General features: G+C 55.4%; 16 protein-coding genes. 12 read left to right on the top strand and 4 right to left on the bottom strand.

The features are described 5' to 3' along the window. Nucleotides 1-85: 85 nt before the first annotated feature. The 8 genes from thrS to H663_RS22930 all read left to right on the top strand — a co-directional run bounded on the left by thrS (nt 86) and on the right by H663_RS22930 (nt 7,779). A complete protein-coding gene (gene thrS, locus H663_RS22965) occupies nt 86-2,005 on the top strand; it encodes a threonine--tRNA ligase (RefSeq protein ID WP_053176934.1) in 1,920 nt (639 codons plus the stop codon). A gap of 86 nt (nt 2,006-2,091) precedes the next feature. Continuing rightward, entirely contained in the window at nt 2,092-2,691 is a 600-nt protein-coding gene (gene infC / locus H663_RS22960) for a translation initiation factor IF-3 (protein ID WP_083451314.1), read from the top strand. 136 nt (nt 2,692-2,827) lie between these two features. Continuing rightward, nucleotides 2,828-3,031: a 50S ribosomal protein L35 gene (gene rpmI / locus H663_RS22955; RefSeq protein ID WP_019428895.1), complete on the top strand. Its 204-nt coding sequence runs from the start codon at nt 2,828-2,830 to the stop codon at nt 3,029-3,031. A 25-nt stretch (nt 3,032-3,056) separates the two neighbouring features. Beyond that, nucleotides 3,057-3,419 (top strand): 50S ribosomal protein L20, encoded by a 363-nt coding sequence (rplT, locus tag H663_RS22950; protein WP_026036460.1) that lies wholly within the window; start codon nt 3,057-3,059, stop codon nt 3,417-3,419. Nucleotides 3,420-3,530: 111 nt separating this feature from the next. Further along, a complete protein-coding gene (locus H663_RS22945) occupies nt 3,531-4,568 on the top strand; it encodes a phenylalanine--tRNA ligase subunit alpha (RefSeq protein WP_053175899.1) in 1,038 nt (345 codons plus the stop codon). Between the two features lie 34 nt (nt 4,569-4,602). Beyond that, nucleotides 4,603-7,032 (top strand): phenylalanine--tRNA ligase subunit beta, encoded by a 2,430-nt coding sequence (gene pheT, locus H663_RS22940; RefSeq protein ID WP_053175901.1) that lies wholly within the window; start codon nt 4,603-4,605, stop codon nt 7,030-7,032. A gap of 30 nt (nt 7,033-7,062) precedes the next feature. Then, entirely contained in the window at nt 7,063-7,416 is a 354-nt protein-coding gene (locus H663_RS22935; RefSeq protein WP_053175902.1) for an integration host factor subunit alpha, read from the top strand. A 24-nt stretch (nt 7,417-7,440) separates the two neighbouring features. Beyond that, nucleotides 7,441-7,779: a DUF1840 domain-containing protein gene (locus H663_RS22930; protein WP_053175905.1), complete on the top strand. Its 339-nt coding sequence runs from the start codon at nt 7,441-7,443 to the stop codon at nt 7,777-7,779. A gap of 31 nt (nt 7,780-7,810) precedes the next feature. On the opposite strand, the gene H663_RS22925 is transcribed toward H663_RS22930, so the two are convergent. Both H663_RS22925 and H663_RS22920 read right to left on the bottom strand, forming a co-directional pair. Beyond that, entirely contained in the window at nt 7,811-8,296 is a 486-nt protein-coding gene (locus tag H663_RS22925; RefSeq protein WP_205872664.1) for a DUF192 domain-containing protein, read from the bottom strand. Between the two features lie 87 nt (nt 8,297-8,383). Then, entirely contained in the window at nt 8,384-8,644 is a 261-nt protein-coding gene (locus H663_RS22920) for a cold-shock protein (protein WP_053175909.1), read from the bottom strand. 156 nt (nt 8,645-8,800) lie between these two features. On the opposite strand from H663_RS22920, the gene clpS reads away from it, so the two are divergent. Together clpS and clpA are read left to right on the top strand one after the other, a co-directional pair. After that, on the top strand, nt 8,801-9,160 hold the full coding sequence (clpS, locus tag H663_RS22915) for an ATP-dependent Clp protease adapter ClpS (RefSeq protein WP_053175911.1): 360 nt from the start codon (nt 8,801-8,803) through the stop codon (nt 9,158-9,160). A 55-nt stretch (nt 9,161-9,215) separates the two neighbouring features. After that, the gene (clpA, locus tag H663_RS22910) at nt 9,216-11,555 is read left to right on the top strand and encodes an ATP-dependent Clp protease ATP-binding subunit ClpA (RefSeq protein WP_053175912.1); all 2,340 of its coding nucleotides are present in this window, start codon (nt 9,216-9,218) and stop codon (nt 11,553-11,555) included. A 302-nt stretch (nt 11,556-11,857) separates the two neighbouring features. Here the strand turns inward: clpA and H663_RS22905 are convergent, their stop codons facing one another. Further along, on the bottom strand, nt 11,858-13,219 hold the full coding sequence (locus tag H663_RS22905; RefSeq protein ID WP_053175914.1) for an IS1380 family transposase: 1,362 nt from the start codon (nt 13,217-13,219) through the stop codon (nt 11,858-11,860). A 212-nt stretch (nt 13,220-13,431) separates the two neighbouring features. On the opposite strand from H663_RS22905, the gene H663_RS41235 reads away from it, so the two are divergent. Further along, entirely contained in the window at nt 13,432-14,547 is a 1,116-nt protein-coding gene (locus tag H663_RS41235; protein WP_133239949.1) for an Lcl C-terminal domain-containing protein, read from the top strand. A gap of 428 nt (nt 14,548-14,975) precedes the next feature. Beyond that, nucleotides 14,976-16,454: an IS5 family transposase gene (locus tag H663_RS22900; protein WP_240620325.1), complete on the top strand. Its 1,479-nt coding sequence runs from the start codon at nt 14,976-14,978 to the stop codon at nt 16,452-16,454. A gap of 533 nt (nt 16,455-16,987) precedes the next feature. On the opposite strand, the gene H663_RS22895 is transcribed toward H663_RS22900, so the two are convergent. Further along, nucleotides 16,988-18,511 carry a helicase HerA-like C-terminal domain-containing protein gene (locus H663_RS22895; RefSeq protein WP_053175916.1) on the bottom strand — a complete coding sequence of 508 codons (1,524 nt, stop codon included), beginning with the start codon at nt 18,509-18,511 and terminating at the stop codon, nt 16,988-16,990. Between the last annotated feature and the right edge of the window lie 63 nt (nt 18,512-18,574).

Here is an 18,574-nt window from a genome sequence, read left to right as displayed (position 1 = left end):
GGCGAGGGCGGCGTAAAATCTGGCCTCAGCGTTTAGTCATTTCCCCCAAGCGCGGCCTATGCCGCGCTTTTTTACTTGCAAACTCATGGTTCAGATCACTCTTCCCGACGGTTCATTGCGTGAATTTCCCGGTCCCGTGACCGTGGCTGATGTGGCCGCATCCATTGGCGCTGGCTTGGCCAAAGCGGCTTTAGGCGGCAAAGTCAATGGCCAATTGGTAGACACCAGTTTCAGCATGTCGGCCAATGCCAACTTGGCCATCGTGACCGCCAAAGACCCTGAAGGTCTGGACCTGATCCGCCACTCCACTGCGCACTTGCTGGCTTATGCCGTCAAGGACCTGTTTCCGCAGGCGCAGGTCACGATTGGTCCCGTCATTGAAAACGGCTTTTATTACGACTTTTCGTACAGCCGCCCCTTCACGCCAGAAGATTTGGTCGCCATTGAAAAACGCATGACCGAACTGGCCAACAAGGACGAGCCTGTGGTGCGCCGTGTTTTGCCGCGCGATGAAGCTGTGGCCTATTTCAAGAGCTTGGGCGAGCACTACAAAGCCGAAATCATTGCCAGTATCCCCGCTGATCAAGACGTGAGTCTTTACCGTGAAGGCATATTCGAAGACCTGTGCCGCGGCCCCCACGTGCCCAGCACCGGCAAGCTCAAGCACTTCAAGTTGATGAAGGTGGCCGGTGCCTATTGGCGCGGCGACAGCAAGAATGAAATGCTCCAGCGTGTGTATGGCACAGCCTGGGCCAGCAAGGAAGACTTGCAGCAGTACCTGACCCGTCTGGAAGAGGCCGAAAAGCGCGACCACCGTAAGCTGGGCCGCGAGCTTGACCTGTTCCACATTGACGAGCATGCCCCAGGCCTGGTTTTCTGGCATCCCAAGGGCTGGACAGTCTGGCAAACCATTGAGCAGTACATGCGTCAGGTGTACCGTGACAACGGCTACCAGGAAGTCAAAGGTCCCCAAATCTTGGACAAAACCCTGTGGGAAAAAACCGGTCACTGGGACAAGTACCGCGACAACATGTTCACGACCGAGTCGGAAAAGCGCGACTACGCCCTCAAACCGATGAACTGCCCGGGTCATATCCTGATCTTCAAGCAAGGCATCAAGAGTTACCGCGATCTGCCTTTGCGCTATGGCGAATTTGGCCAATGCCACCGCAACGAGCCTTCGGGCGGCTTGCACGGCATCATGCGCGTGCGCGGCTTCACGCAGGACGACGGCCACATCTTCTGCACTGAAGACCAGATCCTGCCCGAGTGCGACACCTTCACGAAAGTGCTCAAAAAGGTGTATGCCGATTTCGGATTCACTGACATCCTGTACAAGGTGTCCACACGTCCTGCTGCCCGCATTGGTTCTGACGAGTTGTGGGACAAGGCTGAAAAAGCCTTGATGGACAGCTTGCGCCACTCGGGTTGCGATTTTGTGATTTCTGAAGGGGATGGTGCTTTTTATGGCCCCAAGATTGAATACACATTGAAAGACGCGATTGGTCGGGAGTGGCAGTGCGGCACTATTCAGGTGGACTTCAATTTGTCAGAGCGCCTGGATGCTGAATATGTGGCCGAAGACGGCTCGCGCCAGCGTCCCGTGATCTTGCATCGCGCCATCGTAGGCAGCATGGAGCGATTTATTGGCATTTTGATTGAGCAACACGCAGGTGCCTTGCCGACGTGGCTGTCTCCCGTTCAGGTGTCGGTGCTCAACATCACCGATGCACAGGCCGATTACTGTCGTGAAATCGCTGCAAAATTGCACAAATCAGTGTCAAATCAAGGCCTTAGGGTCGAGTTGGACCTGCGTAACGAGAAAATCACGTATAAAATACGCGAGCATTCGTTGCAAAAGCTGCCTTACATCCTCGTCGCTGGTGACAAAGAAAAGGCAGCAGGTACCGTCGCAGTGCGCGCCCGAGGCAACAAAGACCTCGGTGTGATGTCGATCGATGCGTTCATTGAACTCATTGCTGCCGACATCGCTTCTAAAGCCTGAAGGTGAGTTTCGCCACAAGCTTTGGCCCGTGGGCACAAAGATGGATGGGCTGCATATCGCAGTTTTATTCCGTAAAGGATTGAGTCATCGCTACCGAATTTCGTGATCGTCGCCAACGCGAAGAACGTAAACACCGTTTGAACCGTGAAATCATGGCCCCTGAGGTCCGTGTTTCCGGTCCTGAAAACGAGCCGTTGGGCATCTTGTCTCTGGCAGAAGCCCTGCGCATGGCAGGTGAATTGGACGTGGACCTGGTTGAAATCGCCGCCACCGCCAATCCGCCAGTTTGTCGTTTGATGGACTACGGCAAGTTCAAGTACCAAGAGCAAAAGCGTGCGGCGGAAGCCAAAGCCAAGCAAACGGTGATTGACATCAAGGAAGTCAAATTCCGCCCGGGTACGGACGATGGTGACTACCACATCAAGATGCGCAACATCCGCCGCTTTTTGGCAGATGGCGACAAATGCAAAATCACCCTGCGTTTTCGTGGTCGCGAGATCACCCACCAGGAGTTGGGTTTGGCCTTGTTGAATCGGATCCGCGACGAGTTGGCCGATTCGATCATCGTGGAGCAGTTTCCAAAACTGGAAGGCCGCCAGATGATCATGATGATTGCGCCAGGACGTAAAAAACCTGCAAGCGGGGGCAAAGCTGTAGACGCTTCTGCACCTGCTGAATCGGCGTAAAAAAGAATTTGTCCAGCTTTTGGGCTGGTCAGGTCAAGAGTCGCTTGAAAGTGACTCTTGTTAAAAGTGGCTCGGGGCCATCAAGGCTGCAAAGATATTGCAGACGCCTCACGAGCACAATTAAAGGAGCATTCAAATGCCCAAGATGAAGACCAAAAGCAGTGCTAAAAAGCGCTTCCGTGTTCGTCCCGGTGGAACCGTTAAACGCGGCCAAGCCTTCAAACGTCACATCCTGACCAAGAAGACCACCAAAAACAAGCGCCACCTTCGCGGTGCAGTGGCTGTGCATGAGACCAATATGGGTCACATCGCACAAATGCTGCCCATGGCTGGCCTGTAATTACTGACGAACAAGGAGAATAAATATGCCTCGCGTTAAACGTGGTGTAACGGCACGCGCCCGTCACAAGAAAGTTTTGGCCCTTGCAAAAGGTTTCCGCGGTCGCCGCGGCAATGTCTTCCGCATCGCCAAACAGGCGGTGATGAAGGCCGGCCAATACGCCTACCGTGACCGCCGCACCAAAAAGCGTGTGTTCCGTCAGTTGTGGATTGCTCGTATCAACGCCGCTGCGCGTGAATGCGGTCTGACCTACAGCCAGTTCGCCAACGGCCTGAAGAAGGCTGCCATCGAAATCGACCGTAAGATGCTGGCGGACATCGCCGTGCACGACAAGGCCGCTTTTGCTGGCATCGTGAACCAAGTCAAAGCCAAATTGGCCGCAGCTTGAGTCCATGAGTGACATGGGCCCTCGGGCCTGTGCCACGCACTCGATCAAAGGGATTGAGGCTCACAAAAGCTTCAATCCCTTTTTTATTTTGTCATCTACGAAATTCCCATCATGAACGAGCTGGACACCCTGGTCGAATCCGCCCGCCAGAGTTTTGTGCAGGCACTGACACCTGCTGATCTCGAAAACGCCAAGGCCCAATTTTTGGGTAAAGCCGGTCGCATCACCGAGCTGATGAAGGGCATGGCCGCTCTGAGCGTGGAAGACAAGAAAACCCGCGGTGCCGCCATCAACATCGCCAAGCAAGCGATCGAGGCTGCGCTCAACGCGCAACGCCAAGCGCTGGCCGATGCCGAGTTGCAAGCGCAACTCAAGGCAGAAGCACTTGATGTGACGCTGCCGGGCCGCAGTGCCAACTCAGGTGGCTTGCACCCCGTCTCGCTCACGCTCGAGCGCGTCGAAAACATTTTTGGCTCCATGGGCTTCGAAGTCGCCCAAGGCCCCGAGATCGAAACCGACTGGTTCAACTTCACCGCGCTCAACACGCCCGAAGATCACCCGGCACGTTCCATGCACGACACCTTCTATGTGGAAGGTGGTCACCTGCTGCGCACGCACACCAGCCCCATGCAAATCCGCCATGCAGTGCAGCACGTCAAGCGTTACCGCAACCAAATTGATGCTGGTCAGGCCATGCCTGAAATTCGCGTCATTGCGCCGGGCCGCACCTACCGTGTGGACAGCGATGCGACCCATTCGCCCATGTTCCACCAGTGCGAAGGCCTGTGGATCGGTGAGAACGTGAGCTTCAAAGACCTGAAGGTGGTGGTCACCGATTTCTGCCGCACCTTCTTCGAAAGCGATGACTTGGTCTTGCGCTTCCGTCCCAGCTTTTTCCCCTTCACTGAACCCAGCGCCGAGATCGACATTCAGTTCCAAGCAGGCCCTCTGGCGGGTCGTTGGCTTGAAGTGGGTGGCTCCGGCCAGGTGCACCCGAACGTGGTGCGCAACATGGGCCTTGACCCCGAGCGCTTCATCGGTTTTGCCTTTGGCATGGGCATGGACCGCTTCACCATGCTGCGCTACGGCGTGAACGACTTGCGCCTGTTCTTTGACGGCGATGTGCGCTTCCTGAGCCAGTTCCAGTAATTCCCTCCCAAGTCCGATACACGAGACAAGAGTCATGCAATTTCCCGAATCCTGGTTGCGCGAGTTCTGCAACCCGTCGCTGACCACCCAGCAGCTGGCCGATACCTTGACCATGGCCGGTCTCGAAGTGGAAGAGCTCGAGCCTGTGGCGCCTCCTTTCACAAAGATCGTGGTCGGTGAAATCATGGAAGCCGTGCAGCACCCCAACGCCGACCGCCTGCGCGTTTGCCAGGTGGACGTGGGGCAGGGCGCTTTGCTCAACATCGTGTGTGGCGCGCCCAATGCCCGCGTTGGCATTCGCGTGCCGTGCGCCGTGGTGGGCGCTGAGTTGCCACCGGGTGATGACGGCAAGCCTTTCGTCATCAAGGTCGGCAAGCTGCGCGGCGTTGAAAGCCAGGGCATGCTGTGCTCGGCCAAAGAATTGCAGATCGCCGACGACCACGGCGGTCTCCTGGAATTGCCCGCAGATGCGCCTTTGGGACAGAACATCCGCCAGTACTTGAACCTGGACGACACCCTGATGACGCTCAAGCTCACGCCCAATCTGGCGCATTGCTTGAGCGTGTACGGCATCGCCCGCGAAGTGTCGGCCCTGACCGGAGCGCCTTTGAAGGCCCCGACTTTTCCGGCAGTGGCTACGCAGATCAGCGACAAGCTGGCCGTGAATGTGCAGGCCCCCGACCTGTGCGGCCGCTTCAGTGGCCGCGTTGTGAAGGGCGTGAACACGAAGGCGCAGACCCCGCAGTGGATGGTGGACCGCCTGGCCCGTTGTGGTCAGCGCAGCGTGAGCCCCCTGGTGGACATCTCCAACTACGTGATGTTCGAGTTTGGCCGGCCTTCGCACATTTTTGACCTCGACAAGATCCATGGTGGCCTGCAGGTACGCTGGGGCCAGCCCGGTGAGTCGCTCAAACTGCTCAACGGCAATACCGTGACCGTGGACGACAAGGTCGGCGTGATTGCTGACGACAGCCAGGTCGAGTCCTTGGCGGGCATCATGGGTGGCGACGCCACCGCCGTGTCCGATGACACCCAAAACATCTACATCGAAGCCGCTTTCTGGTGGCCCACCTCGATTGCGGGCCGCTCGCGCCGCTTCAACTTCTCGACCGATGCAGGCCACCGCTTTGAACGCGGCGTGGACCCGCAGCTGACGGTGGAGCACATCGAGCGCATCACCCAGCTGGTGCTCGACATTTGCGGCACGCCCGAGACACAGGTCGGCCCCATCGATGACCAGATTCTGAACATTCCAGCGATCACCCCCGTCACCCTGCGCGTGGCCCGTGCGGTCAAGGTGATTGGCATGCCTTTGACCCAGCAGCAATGCGCCGATGCCTTGCGGGGTCTGGGTCTGCAAGTGGCCGAAGGCGAGGGCACCGTCACCGTGACGCCGCCCAGTTTCCGGTTTGATTTGCAAATCGAAGAAGACCTGATCGAAGAAGTGGCCCGCATGGTGGGCTACAACAACCTGCCTACGACGCCACCGCTGGCCCCCATCACCGCCAAAGTGCGCCCAGAGACTGAGCGCAGCCCGTCGACCGTGCGACGTGCGATTGCCGCTTTGGGTTATCAAGAAACCATCAACTACAGCTTTGTCGAGGAATCTTGGGAAAAAGACTTGGCGGGCAACGCCAGCCCGATCCGCCTGCTCAACCCGATTGCCAGCCAGATGAGCGTGATGCGATCGAGCCTGATTGGCTCGCTGTTGCAGGTGGTCAAGTTCAACGCCGATCGCAAGGCCGACCGCGTGCGCGTGTTCGAGCTGGGGCGAGTGTTTTTGCGCAACGCTGCTGTCCAGAACAGCGACACCACCGTCGAAGGGTTCGATCAGCCCATGCGCGTGGCAGGTATGGCCTGGGGCCCGGTCGAGCCTTTGGGATGGCAGGGTAAGGCTCGAAACGTTGATTTTTACGACGTCAAAGCCGATGTGGAAAAGCTGTTGGCCCCAAGCAAAGTGACCTTTGTGGCCGCCGAGCATCCCGCCTTGCACCCGGGCCGCTCTGCCCAAGTGCAGATGGCTGGCGTGGTGATCGGCCATGTGGGCGAGTTGCACCCTCGCTGGCGTCAGGCCTGGGAGCTGACCAGTGCGCCTGTGGTGTTTGAGTTGTCACTGGATGCTGTCACGGTCCGAAATGTGCCTGTGGCGCAAGCGGTGGCGAAGCACCAGTCGGTGGAGCGCGACATCGCGGTCATCGTGAATGAGCACGTCACGCATGGCCAATTGATGGCGGCCATCCACGCGGCACCCACCCAGGGTTTGCTGCGGGATGCGGTGTTGTTCGACATTTACCGCCCCAAAGCCGAATCGACCGGCGGCTTGGCAATGGGCGAGAAGAGCCTGGCGGTGCGCTTGAGTTTGCACAGCGACGAAGCCACGCTGACCGATGCTCAAATCGAGGCTGTCATGACAGCAGTGGTTCAGCAGCTGGGCACCGAACTTGGCGCTCGGCTGCGCGGCTGATGCGCCTGGATACCTACTTGGAGCGCGCACATGCAAATCAGTTTTGAATCTCTGGAGACCCCCGCGCTGACCAAGGCGCAATTGGCCGATTTGCTGTTTGACCAGATTGGTTTGAACAAGCGCGAGTCCAAAGACATGGTGGATGCTTTTTTTGACTTGGTGGTCGAGAACCTGATCTCCGGTGAGGATGTGAAGATTTCTGGTTTTGGCAATTTTCAGATTCGCACCAAAGCAGCTCGTCCTGGACGCAATCCCAGGACGGGAGAATTGATTCCTATTGATGCACGTCGTGTGGCGACCTTCCATGCCAGTCATAAACTCAAGGCCTTGATTCAGGGTGACCCCGTTGACGAAGATGATGTGACGGAGTTGGGCAGGCCCTGAACAGTCATTCTCAGGAGTTGCGTCATGTTGTTCAAATTCAAGTCACAAGCCACCAGCGACCTCATCATGCTGGAGGCGGATGCACGCAGGCTGCTCAAGATCATGTTGGGTGATGATCCCGTCAAGGGCATTGTCCTGGCCCAAAATCTGGCAGGGGCGATGGCTTCGCTCGAGGCTGCTGTGGCCCAGGACGAAACTGCCCGAAGGTTGCGCTCTGAACAAGCGCAGGCAGGTGTTGCTCCGGCGGATGACTCACAAGAAATTCAACTGGACCCCGTTCGCCTGGCGCAAAGAGCCCGCCCCATGATCAACATGCTGGAGCGTTGCCAGGCTCAAGATGTGGATATGGTCTGGGGCGTTTGAGGCGCTCTGAAGGTAGAGCCAAGTTGGCGCCTCAGCGCGTGAACACATCACCACGGATTTTGTAGCCCGCCTTGATTTGCCTTTTGGCAAACCAGCCTGCGTTCATTTCCAACACAAAGCGCACGGGCTTGGCCGAGCAATGAGAATCATCGCTTTGAGGCTTCATGTCCGCCAGATTGACAATCGTGCCGTCATCTTCCACAAAGGCGGCCGTCAAGGGAATCAGGGTGTTACGCATCCAGAAGCATTGCATGGCCGGCTGTTCAAACACGAACAACATGCCTTCGTGCTGAGGCATGTCCTTGCGTGACATGAGTCCAATTTGGCGTTGTTCGGGCGTTTGAGCCAACTGCACGTCCATGACATGCATGCCTGCACTCAATTTGGTGCGGGTCAGATGAAGTTGCGGTGCGGGCTGTGCTTGGCTGTGCAGGTTGCCCAGCAAGCAGGCTGTAGTGATCAGCCGGGCGGCTACTTGGTGAAAAGTCTGAAGGGTGAACATTGGGCGTGGGGTCATGGTGCGAATCATTTCGCGCGCTGGCGATAAGCCCTCAAGCATAAAGGCAAGTCGTCATGGTCTGCAGGCCCCGACCTGCCGAGCTGATCAGGCCGTGGGAATGGGGATTTCGCTGGCCAAGGCTGTTAAGGATTGCTCGGCACCGTTTTCAGCCCGGATATTCGCGGCCATGATGCCTTTGTTGCCCTGTGCAAGCTCGAAAGTCACCCGAGCGCCTTCTTTCAAGCTTTTGTAGCCTTCGGCCTGGATGGCCGAAAAATGAGCAAAAGCATCGGGTCCGCCGCCGTCAGGCTCAATGAAACCGAAACCTTTTGCATCGTTGAACCACTTGACTGTACCGCTGGGCATGCGACGTCTCCATCATTTGTTTGCACCAATTTGAGGCGTGCTTGTCGTATTTGTCAATGAGAGGTTTTCCCCGAGGATTGGGGTTTATACGCAGATCGAAGAAGTCTTTTATGAGCTTTGCACAAAAGGACTTCAAAGCCTCTATAGAATGAATTCATGGCAACGAAAAAACCTCCAAATCCAGCGCTGCCGCCAGTAGTACCTCGCTCCCCGGATGGTGGCGATGCTGTCGTGCTTGAGCGCCATACCCAGAAAATTCAGCCACCCCAGATGTATCAGGTGGCCATGCTCAACGATGACTTCACCCCCATGGAATTCGTGGTCATGGTGATTCAGGAATTTTTTGGCAAAGACCGCGAAGCGGCCACCCAGATCATGCTCAAGATCCATTTGGACGGCAAAGGCGTCTGTGGGGTCTATTCACGCGACGTGGCGGCCACCAAGGTTGACCAGGTGCTGGATACGGCCCGACAAGCCGGGCACCCGTTGCAATGTGTCAGCGAGCCCATTGAATAGTGGGCAAATCACCCCACATCGTTTTTATCTCTCAAGCAAGGCAAAAGGAAATCACATGATTGCCCAAGAATTGGAAGTCAGTTTGCACATGGCCTTTGTTGAGGCCCGTCAGCAGCGCCACGAATTCATCACAGTCGAGCACCTGCTCTTGGCATTGCTGGACAACCCCAGTGCTGCTGAAGTTTTGCGCGCTTGCGCCGCCAACATCGATGATTTGCGCAAAGCCTTGAGCAATTTCATCAAGGACAACACGCCACAGGTCGCGGGAACCGAAGAGGTGGACACCCAGCCTACCTTGGGTTTTCAGCGCGTGATTCAGCGTGCCATCATGCATGTTCAGTCCACTGGCAGTGGCAAAAAAGAGGTGACCGGCGCCAACGTGCTGGTGGCCATCTTTGGCGAGAAAGACTCGCACGCCGTTTATTACCTGCACCAGCAGGGCATCACGCGCCTTGACGTGGTCAACTTCATTGCCCACGGCATCCGCAAGAGCGACCCGCCAGAAGCGGCCAAATCGGCTGAAAGTCCAGCCAGCAGCGAAAGTGAAGAAGGCGGGCAGGGTGGCGAGCGCAGTGAAAAAGCGTCACCCCTGGAGCAATACACCAACAACCTGAATCAGGCGGCCAAGGACGGCAAGATTGATCCCCTGATTGGGCGCGAGTACGAGGTGGAGCGCACGATTCAGATTCTGTGCCGCCGTCGCAAGAACAACCCGCTGCTGGTGGGTGAGGCCGGTGTCGGTAAAACCGCGATTGCAGAGGGCTTGGCCTGGCGCATCACCCAAGGCACTGTGCCCGACATCCTGGCCGAAGCCACGGTGTATTCGCTGGATATGGGGGCCTTGCTGGCGGGCACCAAATACCGTGGCGACTTTGAGCAGCGCCTCAAGGGCGTGCTCAAGTCACTCAAGGACAAGCCGCACGCCATCCTGTTCATTGACGAAATCCACACCTTGATCGGTGCGGGTGCCGCTTCAGGCGGGACGCTTGATGCCTCCAACTTGCTCAAGCCTGCGCTGTCCAGTGGTCAGCTCAAGTGCATTGGTGCGACGACTTTCACCGAGTACCGAGGTATCTTCGAAAAGGACGCGGCCCTCTCGCGTCGTTTCCAAAAAGTGGATGTGGTCGAACCGACGGTGACAGAGACCGTGGACATCCTCAAAGGCCTCAAGAGCCGTTTTGAAGATCACCACAGCGTCAAATACACGATCGCAGCCTTGCAGGCCGCTGCCGAGCTGTCGGCCAAGTTCATCAATGACCGCCAGTTGCCCGACAAGGCAATTGATGTCATCGACGAAGCTGGTGCTGCGCAGCGTATACAGGTCGCATCCAAACGCAAAAAGACCATTGGCAAGGCCGAGATCGAAGACATCGTGGCCAAGATTGCACGCATTCCGCCAGCGAATGTGTCCAACGACGACCGCAGCAAGCTGCAAACCATCGAGCGTGACCTCAAGTCGGTGGTGTTTGGCCAGGACAAGGCGCTTGAAGTGCTCTCTTCTGCTGTCAAGATGGCGCGTTCGGGCTTGGGTAAAACTGACAAGCCCATTGGCTCCTTCCTGTTCTCGGGCCCCACGGGCGTGGGCAAGACCGAGGCGGCCAAGCAACTGGCCTACATCATGGGCATTGAGTTGATCCGCTTTGACATGTCCGAGTACATGGAGCAGCACGCGGTGAGCCGCCTGATCGGCGCGCCTCCGGGTTATGTGGGTTTTGACCAAGGGGGCCTGTTGACCGAAGCGGTGACCAAAAAGCCGCATTGCGTGCTGCTGCTCGATGAAATCGAAAAGGCGCACCCCGCGATCTTCAACGTGTTGCTGCAGGTCATGGACCACGGCACGCTGACCGACAACAACGGGCGCAAGGCCGACTTCCGCAACGTCATCATCGTCATGACGACCAACGCGGGCGCCGAAACCATGAACAAGGCCACCATTGGCTTCACCAACCCACGCCAGGCGGGCGACGAGATGGGCGACATCAAGCGCCTCTTCACCCCCGAGTTCCGCAACCGCCTGGACGCCATCGTCAGCTTCAAGCCGCTCGATGAGCAGATCATCCTGCGCGTGGTCGACAAGTTCTTGCTGCAATTGGAGCAGCAACTGGGTGAAAAGAAGGTGGACGTCACCTTCACCGACAAGCTGCGCAAGCATCTGGCCAAGAAGGGCTTCGACCCGCTCATGGGGGCACGCCCCATGCAGCGCCTGATCCAGGACACCATCCGCAAGGCCTTGGCCGACGAATTGCTGTTCGGTCGCCTGACCGAAGGTGGCCGCCTCACGGTGGACATCGACGACAAGGACGAGGTCTTGCTGGACATCATGCCCAACCCGAAAAAGGACAGCCGCTCTTCGCGTTCGGAGCCCGCCGAGCCAGAAGAGGCCACAGCGGGTTGATGCCGCCATGCTGGAAACGGCCCACAAAAGAGGCCCGTTTGGGCCTCTTTTTGAGTTAAATATTTCCTGAATCCGTGACCAAAGCTTGAGTCCCAATCTCACTTTCTGGATTTACTCCAAACAAGGCCACTTTCTCAGTGAAACACGCTTGCACATCGCTTTCCCGTGCTTGTTCCACACCTGTTTTCGCCCGCTCAGGTCTATTGCCGTGTGCCTTGCCTGATTTTGGATGCACTCATCCCCGCCGCTTTTATGCGACTGGGTTTGCTCCGTCATAAATGGTGTTGCCGGTAACGCCTGTACTACGTGCCCCGCAATTGCCCGTAGTGCATCGCAAACACCTCAAACGCCCCATCGTTGCGCCCCATACCCAGCACCAACTGACCGGCATGCCGAATCAGCCGGGCGGCCTTGAACATCAACTCCTGCAGCACCGTTTTGATGCGCCTGCGCTTGGCTTTGTGGCGTACCGGCGAGCCCGGCTCGTTCAAGGTGTGCTGGCCTATCAAGCGCAGCAAATTCATCGCCACCGCAGCCAACTGGCACACCAAATAGTTGGTGTCGAATTTGCCCGAGGGCAAACGCTCCAAATCCATGTCGGACTTGAACTCGGAGTGAAACTGCTCGTGCGTGGCGTGATCACAGTACAGCGCTATCACTTGCGCGGGCTCAAAGCTTGCATCCAACGTGGTCGTCCAACCTTCAAGCACGTACTCGGGCAACAAGAGAGGCTGGCCGTGCTTGTTAATGGTGCGCTCAGTCAAGCGATAAATGCGCCGCGCAGGGCACTTCTGGGTGCCCACGCCCTGTAGTGCCAGAGCCTCTTGCCACACGCAAAAGCGCTTGCCTTGGCGCTCCAGGCACCACTGCACTGTGGGGTCTGCGTTCCTTTTGGCGGCGATGGTCTCCACGGGTGTGGTGCGGGGATTCCACTTGATGATGAAGGCCATGGCATGCTTGCGCCCCTGGCCCTGCGCGCAGATGGCCCGCATCAGCTTGAGCGAGCAAAAGCCCGAGTCGGCGCGCACCAGCAAAGGGGTGTCTACCAAGCTGGCTGCCATGGGCAAGACACGCTCAAGGTTGTACTCGCTCTCGCTGGCCGAGTGCTGGGTGCCAGGGCGCAAAGCCAGCTCCAGGCAATAGCCCTCAGTGCCCAGATAGGCGGCCAGCGGGCAATAGCCGTCAACGCCTGCATAGGTGCGCCCCACCAGCTCTTTAGTGGTGCCGCTGTTGTCCATGGCGAATGTGTCGATGTCCAGCGCCGTGTAGCCACAGGGCAAGCGTCCAAAGTCAATAGGCTGGCCGTTGATGCGGCTGCTCAAAAGTGCGGTGTTCAGCTCCGCTGCCAAATCAAACCAGTCCAGTGCTTGTGCATTCATGCGTTGGCGCAGCGTGGGACTGGAAGGCACGGTTTTGAGACCCAAAGAGCGCATGAAAAAGGCATCGGTGCGAAAGCTTTCGATGGCGTCGAAATCGTTCTTGCCCAAGCACAGAAGGCCCAAGTAGGAGCGCACGATGTCGCTGTTGGCAACGCCCGAGCGCACGGGAAACTTGGGGTCAACGAGGGCGCTGAAGTTGATGCGCTTGAGATATTGACCGACAAGGGCCAGACCGGCATGGGAGCTGAGGTCGTAGGGGAGTTTCCTGATAATGAAATCGGTCATGGGAAGAATCACCTGCGGGGTGATAAGTACATGACGGTTAAGTTGTTGATTTCAATAGGTAAAATTCACTTTTTTGCGCATCAAGTCACGGATTCAGGTATTTTTCATATGCTGAAAGAGTAAATTTTTGTTACATTCATATCTAATTTAACTAGTTATTAGATAAAAATTGATACCATACAGCTCCTCTTTACTGTCTTCTCGGGGTTGAAATGAAAAATATATCAATTTTTTTGTTAATTGTTTTTTCGTCAATTAATGCGTTTTGTCAACCAGCATCTGATATGGTTGGTAGTCAAAAAAATGATCAGGGATTATTCACAATTATTGAATATAATTCGTTACCCGTGTCAGATACCTATGAAGATAAAATTACTGGGCTAAAGTGGAAATCATGTCAATTAATTGAAAAATTTGATCAATCTCAAGGTGTATGTGTCTCCGATCGCGAGAAATTTAAGAATTGGGCAGAGGCTGTTGTTTATATAGATAAGCAAAATAAAATAACAGGCGAAAAATGGCGTCTTCCAAATTTTCAACAAATTTTAAGCTTGTATTCATGTGTTGGTAGTTTGCGTGATCAATCTGAGATGAAATATTTTTCGGAATTCAAATACAAAAATATATCAATAGTTACAAAACCTAAAATTCAAAAAACAGATCGGTCGGACTCTGATTGGGTATGCCGTGATTCTATATTTCACAAAAATAAAAATATACAAATTACACACATTGGTGTTACAAGGCCCGTTCTGATTGTACCTGCGAATAGCAATCATGGAGAATTTGTTTCAAGTGATAAATATTCATACAAAGATGTTTCTCGATTTTCAGAATACGATAGAGATAATATTTTGAGAATGCTCCCAAGAGTGGGTGCTGATGCAAACATTGCTAATTCTATGCGTAGTGTTTCCGATGGAAAATATATACTGGTTCAAGGGGAAGGAGAGGATTGGGACCTTGCAGTTAGGGACGCTTATGAAGTCTACGGAAAATTGACTGAAGAAGCAAAACGTCAGAATGAAAAAACAGAAAAATGGGTGCGTGATGGAAAGGTTGCCGCACAAAAACAACAAGAACAAGCTATTGAAAATCAAAAGACAAGAGATTCTGATTTATTAAAACTAATCAGAAATGTAAAAATTGGGGACGATATAAAACAAGGATTGGTTTTGGAAGTTAAAGGTGAAATGGTACTTGTTCAAACTTATAAATATGTATGCACGATGTACATGAAGTCGGGTGAGTGTAATACTCTTAGTTATAAAAAAGTGGTTGCTAATAATGAGTGGATAAAGAGGTCAGATATTAAGCTGCCTCGTTGATAAATGTTTCTGAATTATATTTTGAGTGAAAAATATATATTTGTCTATTAAAATCAAAAAAGGTCCTGTGACCTTTTTTGAATAAAAATTCTATTTTGATTCGTCGTCTATAAGGCGTGGCTTCGCAACTTCGTCGTGTTGAATGTGAATACCTTCAGAGGTATCCACAAGGAAAAAGTGCAAGATGTGCCAATCCCAATGCCTCGCATGGAGTTGGCATGCCCAGCTGAGGTTGCGGTCTGGACTCTTGGCTAGGCGAATGAGTTTGGCTTGGTTTACCCGAGTTCGACACGAAACGCCTTAAGTGGTCGTCCCTGAGAAACCCCTGAAACCCGCATGAATGCTTGCTTTCAGGGTCATTCCCAATGTTCAAAACTCCCACATTGATATTCAATGGAGCCTGTTTTCTGGGAGTTTTTGAGGCCCATATGTCCATCACCGCCGATTTCTTTCGCAACCGCCTCGATCAAATGATCGATCTGCGTCATCCACTGGCCGTTTTGGCCAACCGCATGCCTTGGCAAGAAATCGAAGCCTCATTGGCCCACCTCTTTGCCCGCCAGGTGCGCGCTGGCAAGAAGATCGAAGACTCAGACTTGTTTGGTGCGACCGAAGTGATTGCCGGTGCTGGCGTCTCCAATGCCGGCCGCCCCCGCTTGCCCACCCGCCTGATGGTCGCCCTGCTGTACCTCAAACACGCCTTCAACGAAAGCGATGAAGACCTCATCCAGCGCTGGGGCGAAACACCCACTTGGCAATACTTTTCTGGCAACGAGTACTTTGAACACCGCTGGCCTTGCGACCCAACCCAACTGGTCAAGTTCCGCAAGCTGCTGGGCGAAGAAGGCGTGGAAGAACTCTTGGCCCGCACGGTAGAGGTGGCCGTGACCTTGAAGCTGATTGCCAAGAAAGAGCTCAGTCAAATCATTGTCGACTCCACTGTTCAAGAGAAAGCCATCGCCCACCCTACTGACAGCAAGTTGTTGGAGACCGCTCGCGTCAAACTGGTCGAAGCGGCCAAGGCCCAGGGCATCGAGCTCAAGCAAACCTACGCCAAAGAGGGACAACTGCTGGGCTACAAGGCTGGGCGCTACGCCCATGCCCGCCAGTTCAAACGCATGCGCAAGGCCATCAAACGCCAAGCCACCATCGTGGGCCGATTGCACCGCGAGATCGCACGCAAGATGACGACTTTGAGCCAAGCCGTTCAAGACGCTTTGGGCGTGAGCATCGGCAAAGCCAAACGGTTGATCGCCCAATCGCGCAGCAAAAAGGCGCAAGACAAACAACCCAAGCTGTACAGCTGGCACGCCCCGGAAGTGGAGTGCATCTCTAAAGGCAAGAGCCGCAACCCGTATGAATTTGGTGTGAAGGTGGGCATTGCCACCACACTCCAAGGCACTTTGATCGTGGGTGCCAGAGCCTTCCCAGGCAATCCGTACGACGGACACACGCTCAGCGAGCAAGTGGAACAAGCCAGCATCCTCATGCAAGCCCTGGACACCAAGCCGAACAAGGCGATCGTTGACCTAGGCTACCGGGGGGTGGACAAAGCCAACCCCGACATAGACATCAAGCACCGGGGCAAATTCAAAAGTCTGACGGATGAAGACAAAAAAGATCTCAAGCGCCGACAAGCCATCGAGCCCATCATTGGACACTTGAAAGCAGATCACCGAATGAACCGGTGCCACCTGAAAGGGTCACTGGGCGACAGTTTGCACGCAGTGCTGTGCGCAGCCGGTTACAACATTCGGTGGCTGCTGCGCATGATCGTAAAAAAGGGCATCAGCCTTTTTTTGCGCCTACTTTTGTCCACCGCTTTGGGGGAGTTGGGCCACCGATTGCGGCAGTTTTTTATGGGTCCCTCGGTCAAGTCCGGATCAATGAACTTGACCCTGGTCTGAAAGTGAATTTTTCAGGGACGACTCATTAGAAACCGCTTCAAAGTTTCCACTGTAACAGGCTCAATTGAGTATCCTGCTCGGGCTTTCTGATGTTCATCACCGCCAGCAGATCGTCCTGCTCGCTGTGAATTTTGGAGATACCTGTGAGTGGCACCCCCTGGTTGATTGCAACGCTTGGCGTTGAGTTTTTCTTAGTTGCGACAAGGCGCTCACGGGAGAGGCGCTGTCGGTGTTTGTTAACAAAGTTGTCCGGTTTTATAAACGGCTTAAGCCTTTTTTCTGATGACCTCAGTTGCTCCCTCGGCGGGTTTAGTCACACCACTTTGATGTGCTCCCAGTTGCGCGTTTGCCTTGACTTCCTTCGGCCCGTCTTGCTGTAGTTAATCGCTTCAGAAACTACTTCTTTGCGTTTTTGCAAAATCTCTTTGTCTTGCCCCTTGTTTCTTTGCTCAGGCGGGCTTTCGTCGGGTAGTATTTCAGCAGCCTGTTAGAGGTGAGTGTGGATAAATCCGATGGCATTCTCGGGGCATTGATTAACGCTTGCGTTTTCCACTTGCCGATCCCAGTAAGCCACCCAAAACGCCACGCACAATTTCTCGCCCAATGGCCGAGCCCATGGTGCGCACCGCACTTTTGACCACCATTTGCGCCACCCCATCATGTTGACCACCACGTGGGCCGGTGGAGCCGAAGATGAAATCGGACACGCTGTTCATTAGGCCTGATCCGCTATCGGCTGGTGTTTCGGCAGAACCCGTTGGGGTTGATGTGCCGGTCGCAGCAGGCGAGCCTTTGAGTTTTTCATAGGCCGACTCGCGGTCTTGCGCGGCTTCGTACACCCCAGCAACCAGTGAGTTTTTCAGCAAACCCTGGCGCTGGGCGGGGGTGATGGGGCCCAGCTGGCTGCCCGGGGGCAGCACAAACACGCGCTCGGTCTCGCAGGGGCGGCCCTTGGCGTCCAGAAAACTCACCAAGGCCTCGCCCACGGCCAGCTCGGTGATGGCCGCTTCGATGTCCAGTCCCGCCTTGGGCCGCATGGTTTGCGCGGTCGATTTCACGGCTTTTTGATCGCGCGGCGTGTAGGCGCGCAGGGCGTGTTGCACCCGGTTGCCCAACTGGCCCAGCACGCTGTCGGGGATGTCGAGCGGGTTTTGCGTGACGAAGTAGACCCCCACGCCCTTGGAGCGCACCAGTCGCACCACCAGCTCGATGCGCTCGACCAGGACCGCAGGCGCGTCCTTGAACAGCAAGTGCGCTTCGTCGAAAAAGAAGACCAGCTTGGGCTTTTCCGGATCACCGATTTCGGGCAGCACTTCGAACAACTCGGACAGCATCCACAGCAAAAAGGTGGCGTACAGGCGCGGCGAGTTCATGAGCTTGTCGGCCGCCAGGATGTTCACCACCCCCTGGCCCTGCGCGTCGGTCTGCATGAAGTCTTCAATGTTGAGCATGGGCTCGCCAAAGAACTGGTCACCGCCCTGGGTCTCGATTTGCACCAAGCCGCGCTGGATGGCCCCGATGCTGGCGGCGCTGATGTTGCCGTACTCGGTGGTGAACTGCTTGGTGTTATCCCCCACGTACTGCAGCATGGCCCGCAGGTCTTTCATGTCCAGCAGCAGCAAACCGTTGTCGTCGGCGATCTTGAACACCAGGTTCAGCACCCCGGCCTGGGTGTCGTTCAGCCCCAACATGCGGGTCAGCAACAAGGGGCCCATGTCGGAGATGGTGGCGCGCACTGGGTGTCCTTGCTCGCCAAACACGTCCCACAAAGTGGTGGGGCAGGCCAGGGGCTCGGGCAGCGAAAGCCCTCGGTCTTGCAGCACGGCGGCCAGCTTGTCGCCGATCTTGCCCGCTTGGCTGACCCCGGTCAGGTCGCCTTTGACGTCGGCCATGAAGACCGGCACTCCGATGCGCGAAAAGTTTTCGGCCAGGGTTTGCAGCGTGACGGTTTTGCCCGTACCAGTGGCCCCCGTGATCAAGCCGTGGCGGTTGGCAAGGCTTGGCAAGAGTTCGCAGAGGGCGTGCTTGTTTTTGGCAATCAGCATGGGTTCAGACATGAAAATAGGCTCCCTGGCTTCAAAAGTAAAATTGAGCCCATAGGTTAAATCAACAATCAAGGA

The organism is Limnohabitans planktonicus II-D5 (assembly GCF_001270065.2).
Classification (GTDB): domain Bacteria; phylum Pseudomonadota; class Gammaproteobacteria; order Burkholderiales; family Burkholderiaceae_C; genus Limnohabitans_A; species Limnohabitans_A planktonicus.
Note: the sequence above shows the minus strand (reverse complement) of the source record. Positions and strands in the feature narration are given on the sequence as shown.

Excerpts from the sequence above, each read along its gene's own strand:
- clpS (WP_053175911.1), top strand. The coding sequence starts at position 8,801 with ATGGCAACGAAAAAACCTCCAAATCCAGCGCTGCCGCCAGTAGTACCT.
- H663_RS22920 (WP_053175909.1), bottom strand. The coding sequence starts at position 8,644 with ATGCCCAGCGGTACAGTCAAGTGGTTCAACGATGCAAAAGGTTTCGGT.
- H663_RS22935 (WP_053175902.1), top strand. The coding sequence starts at position 7,063 with ATGCAAATCAGTTTTGAATCTCTGGAGACCCCCGCGCTGACCAAGGCG.
- thrS (WP_053176934.1), top strand. The coding sequence starts at position 86 with ATGGTTCAGATCACTCTTCCCGACGGTTCATTGCGTGAATTTCCCGGT.
- H663_RS41235 (WP_133239949.1), top strand. The coding sequence starts at position 13,432 with ATGAAAAATATATCAATTTTTTTGTTAATTGTTTTTTCGTCAATTAAT.
- clpA (WP_053175912.1), top strand. The coding sequence starts at position 9,216 with ATGATTGCCCAAGAATTGGAAGTCAGTTTGCACATGGCCTTTGTTGAG.
- H663_RS22945 (WP_053175899.1), top strand. The coding sequence starts at position 3,531 with ATGAACGAGCTGGACACCCTGGTCGAATCCGCCCGCCAGAGTTTTGTG.
- rpmI (WP_019428895.1), top strand. The coding sequence starts at position 2,828 with ATGCCCAAGATGAAGACCAAAAGCAGTGCTAAAAAGCGCTTCCGTGTT.
- pheT (WP_053175901.1), top strand. The coding sequence starts at position 4,603 with ATGCAATTTCCCGAATCCTGGTTGCGCGAGTTCTGCAACCCGTCGCTG.
- rplT (WP_026036460.1), top strand. The coding sequence starts at position 3,057 with ATGCCTCGCGTTAAACGTGGTGTAACGGCACGCGCCCGTCACAAGAAA.
- H663_RS22930 (WP_053175905.1), top strand. The coding sequence starts at position 7,441 with ATGTTGTTCAAATTCAAGTCACAAGCCACCAGCGACCTCATCATGCTG.
- H663_RS22905 (WP_053175914.1), bottom strand. The coding sequence starts at position 13,219 with ATGACCGATTTCATTATCAGGAAACTCCCCTACGACCTCAGCTCCCAT.
- H663_RS22900 (WP_240620325.1), top strand. The coding sequence starts at position 14,976 with ATGTCCATCACCGCCGATTTCTTTCGCAACCGCCTCGATCAAATGATC.
- H663_RS22895 (WP_053175916.1), bottom strand. The coding sequence starts at position 18,511 with ATGTCTGAACCCATGCTGATTGCCAAAAACAAGCACGCCCTCTGCGAA.
- H663_RS22925 (WP_205872664.1), bottom strand. The coding sequence starts at position 8,296 with ATGACCCCACGCCCAATGTTCACCCTTCAGACTTTTCACCAAGTAGCC.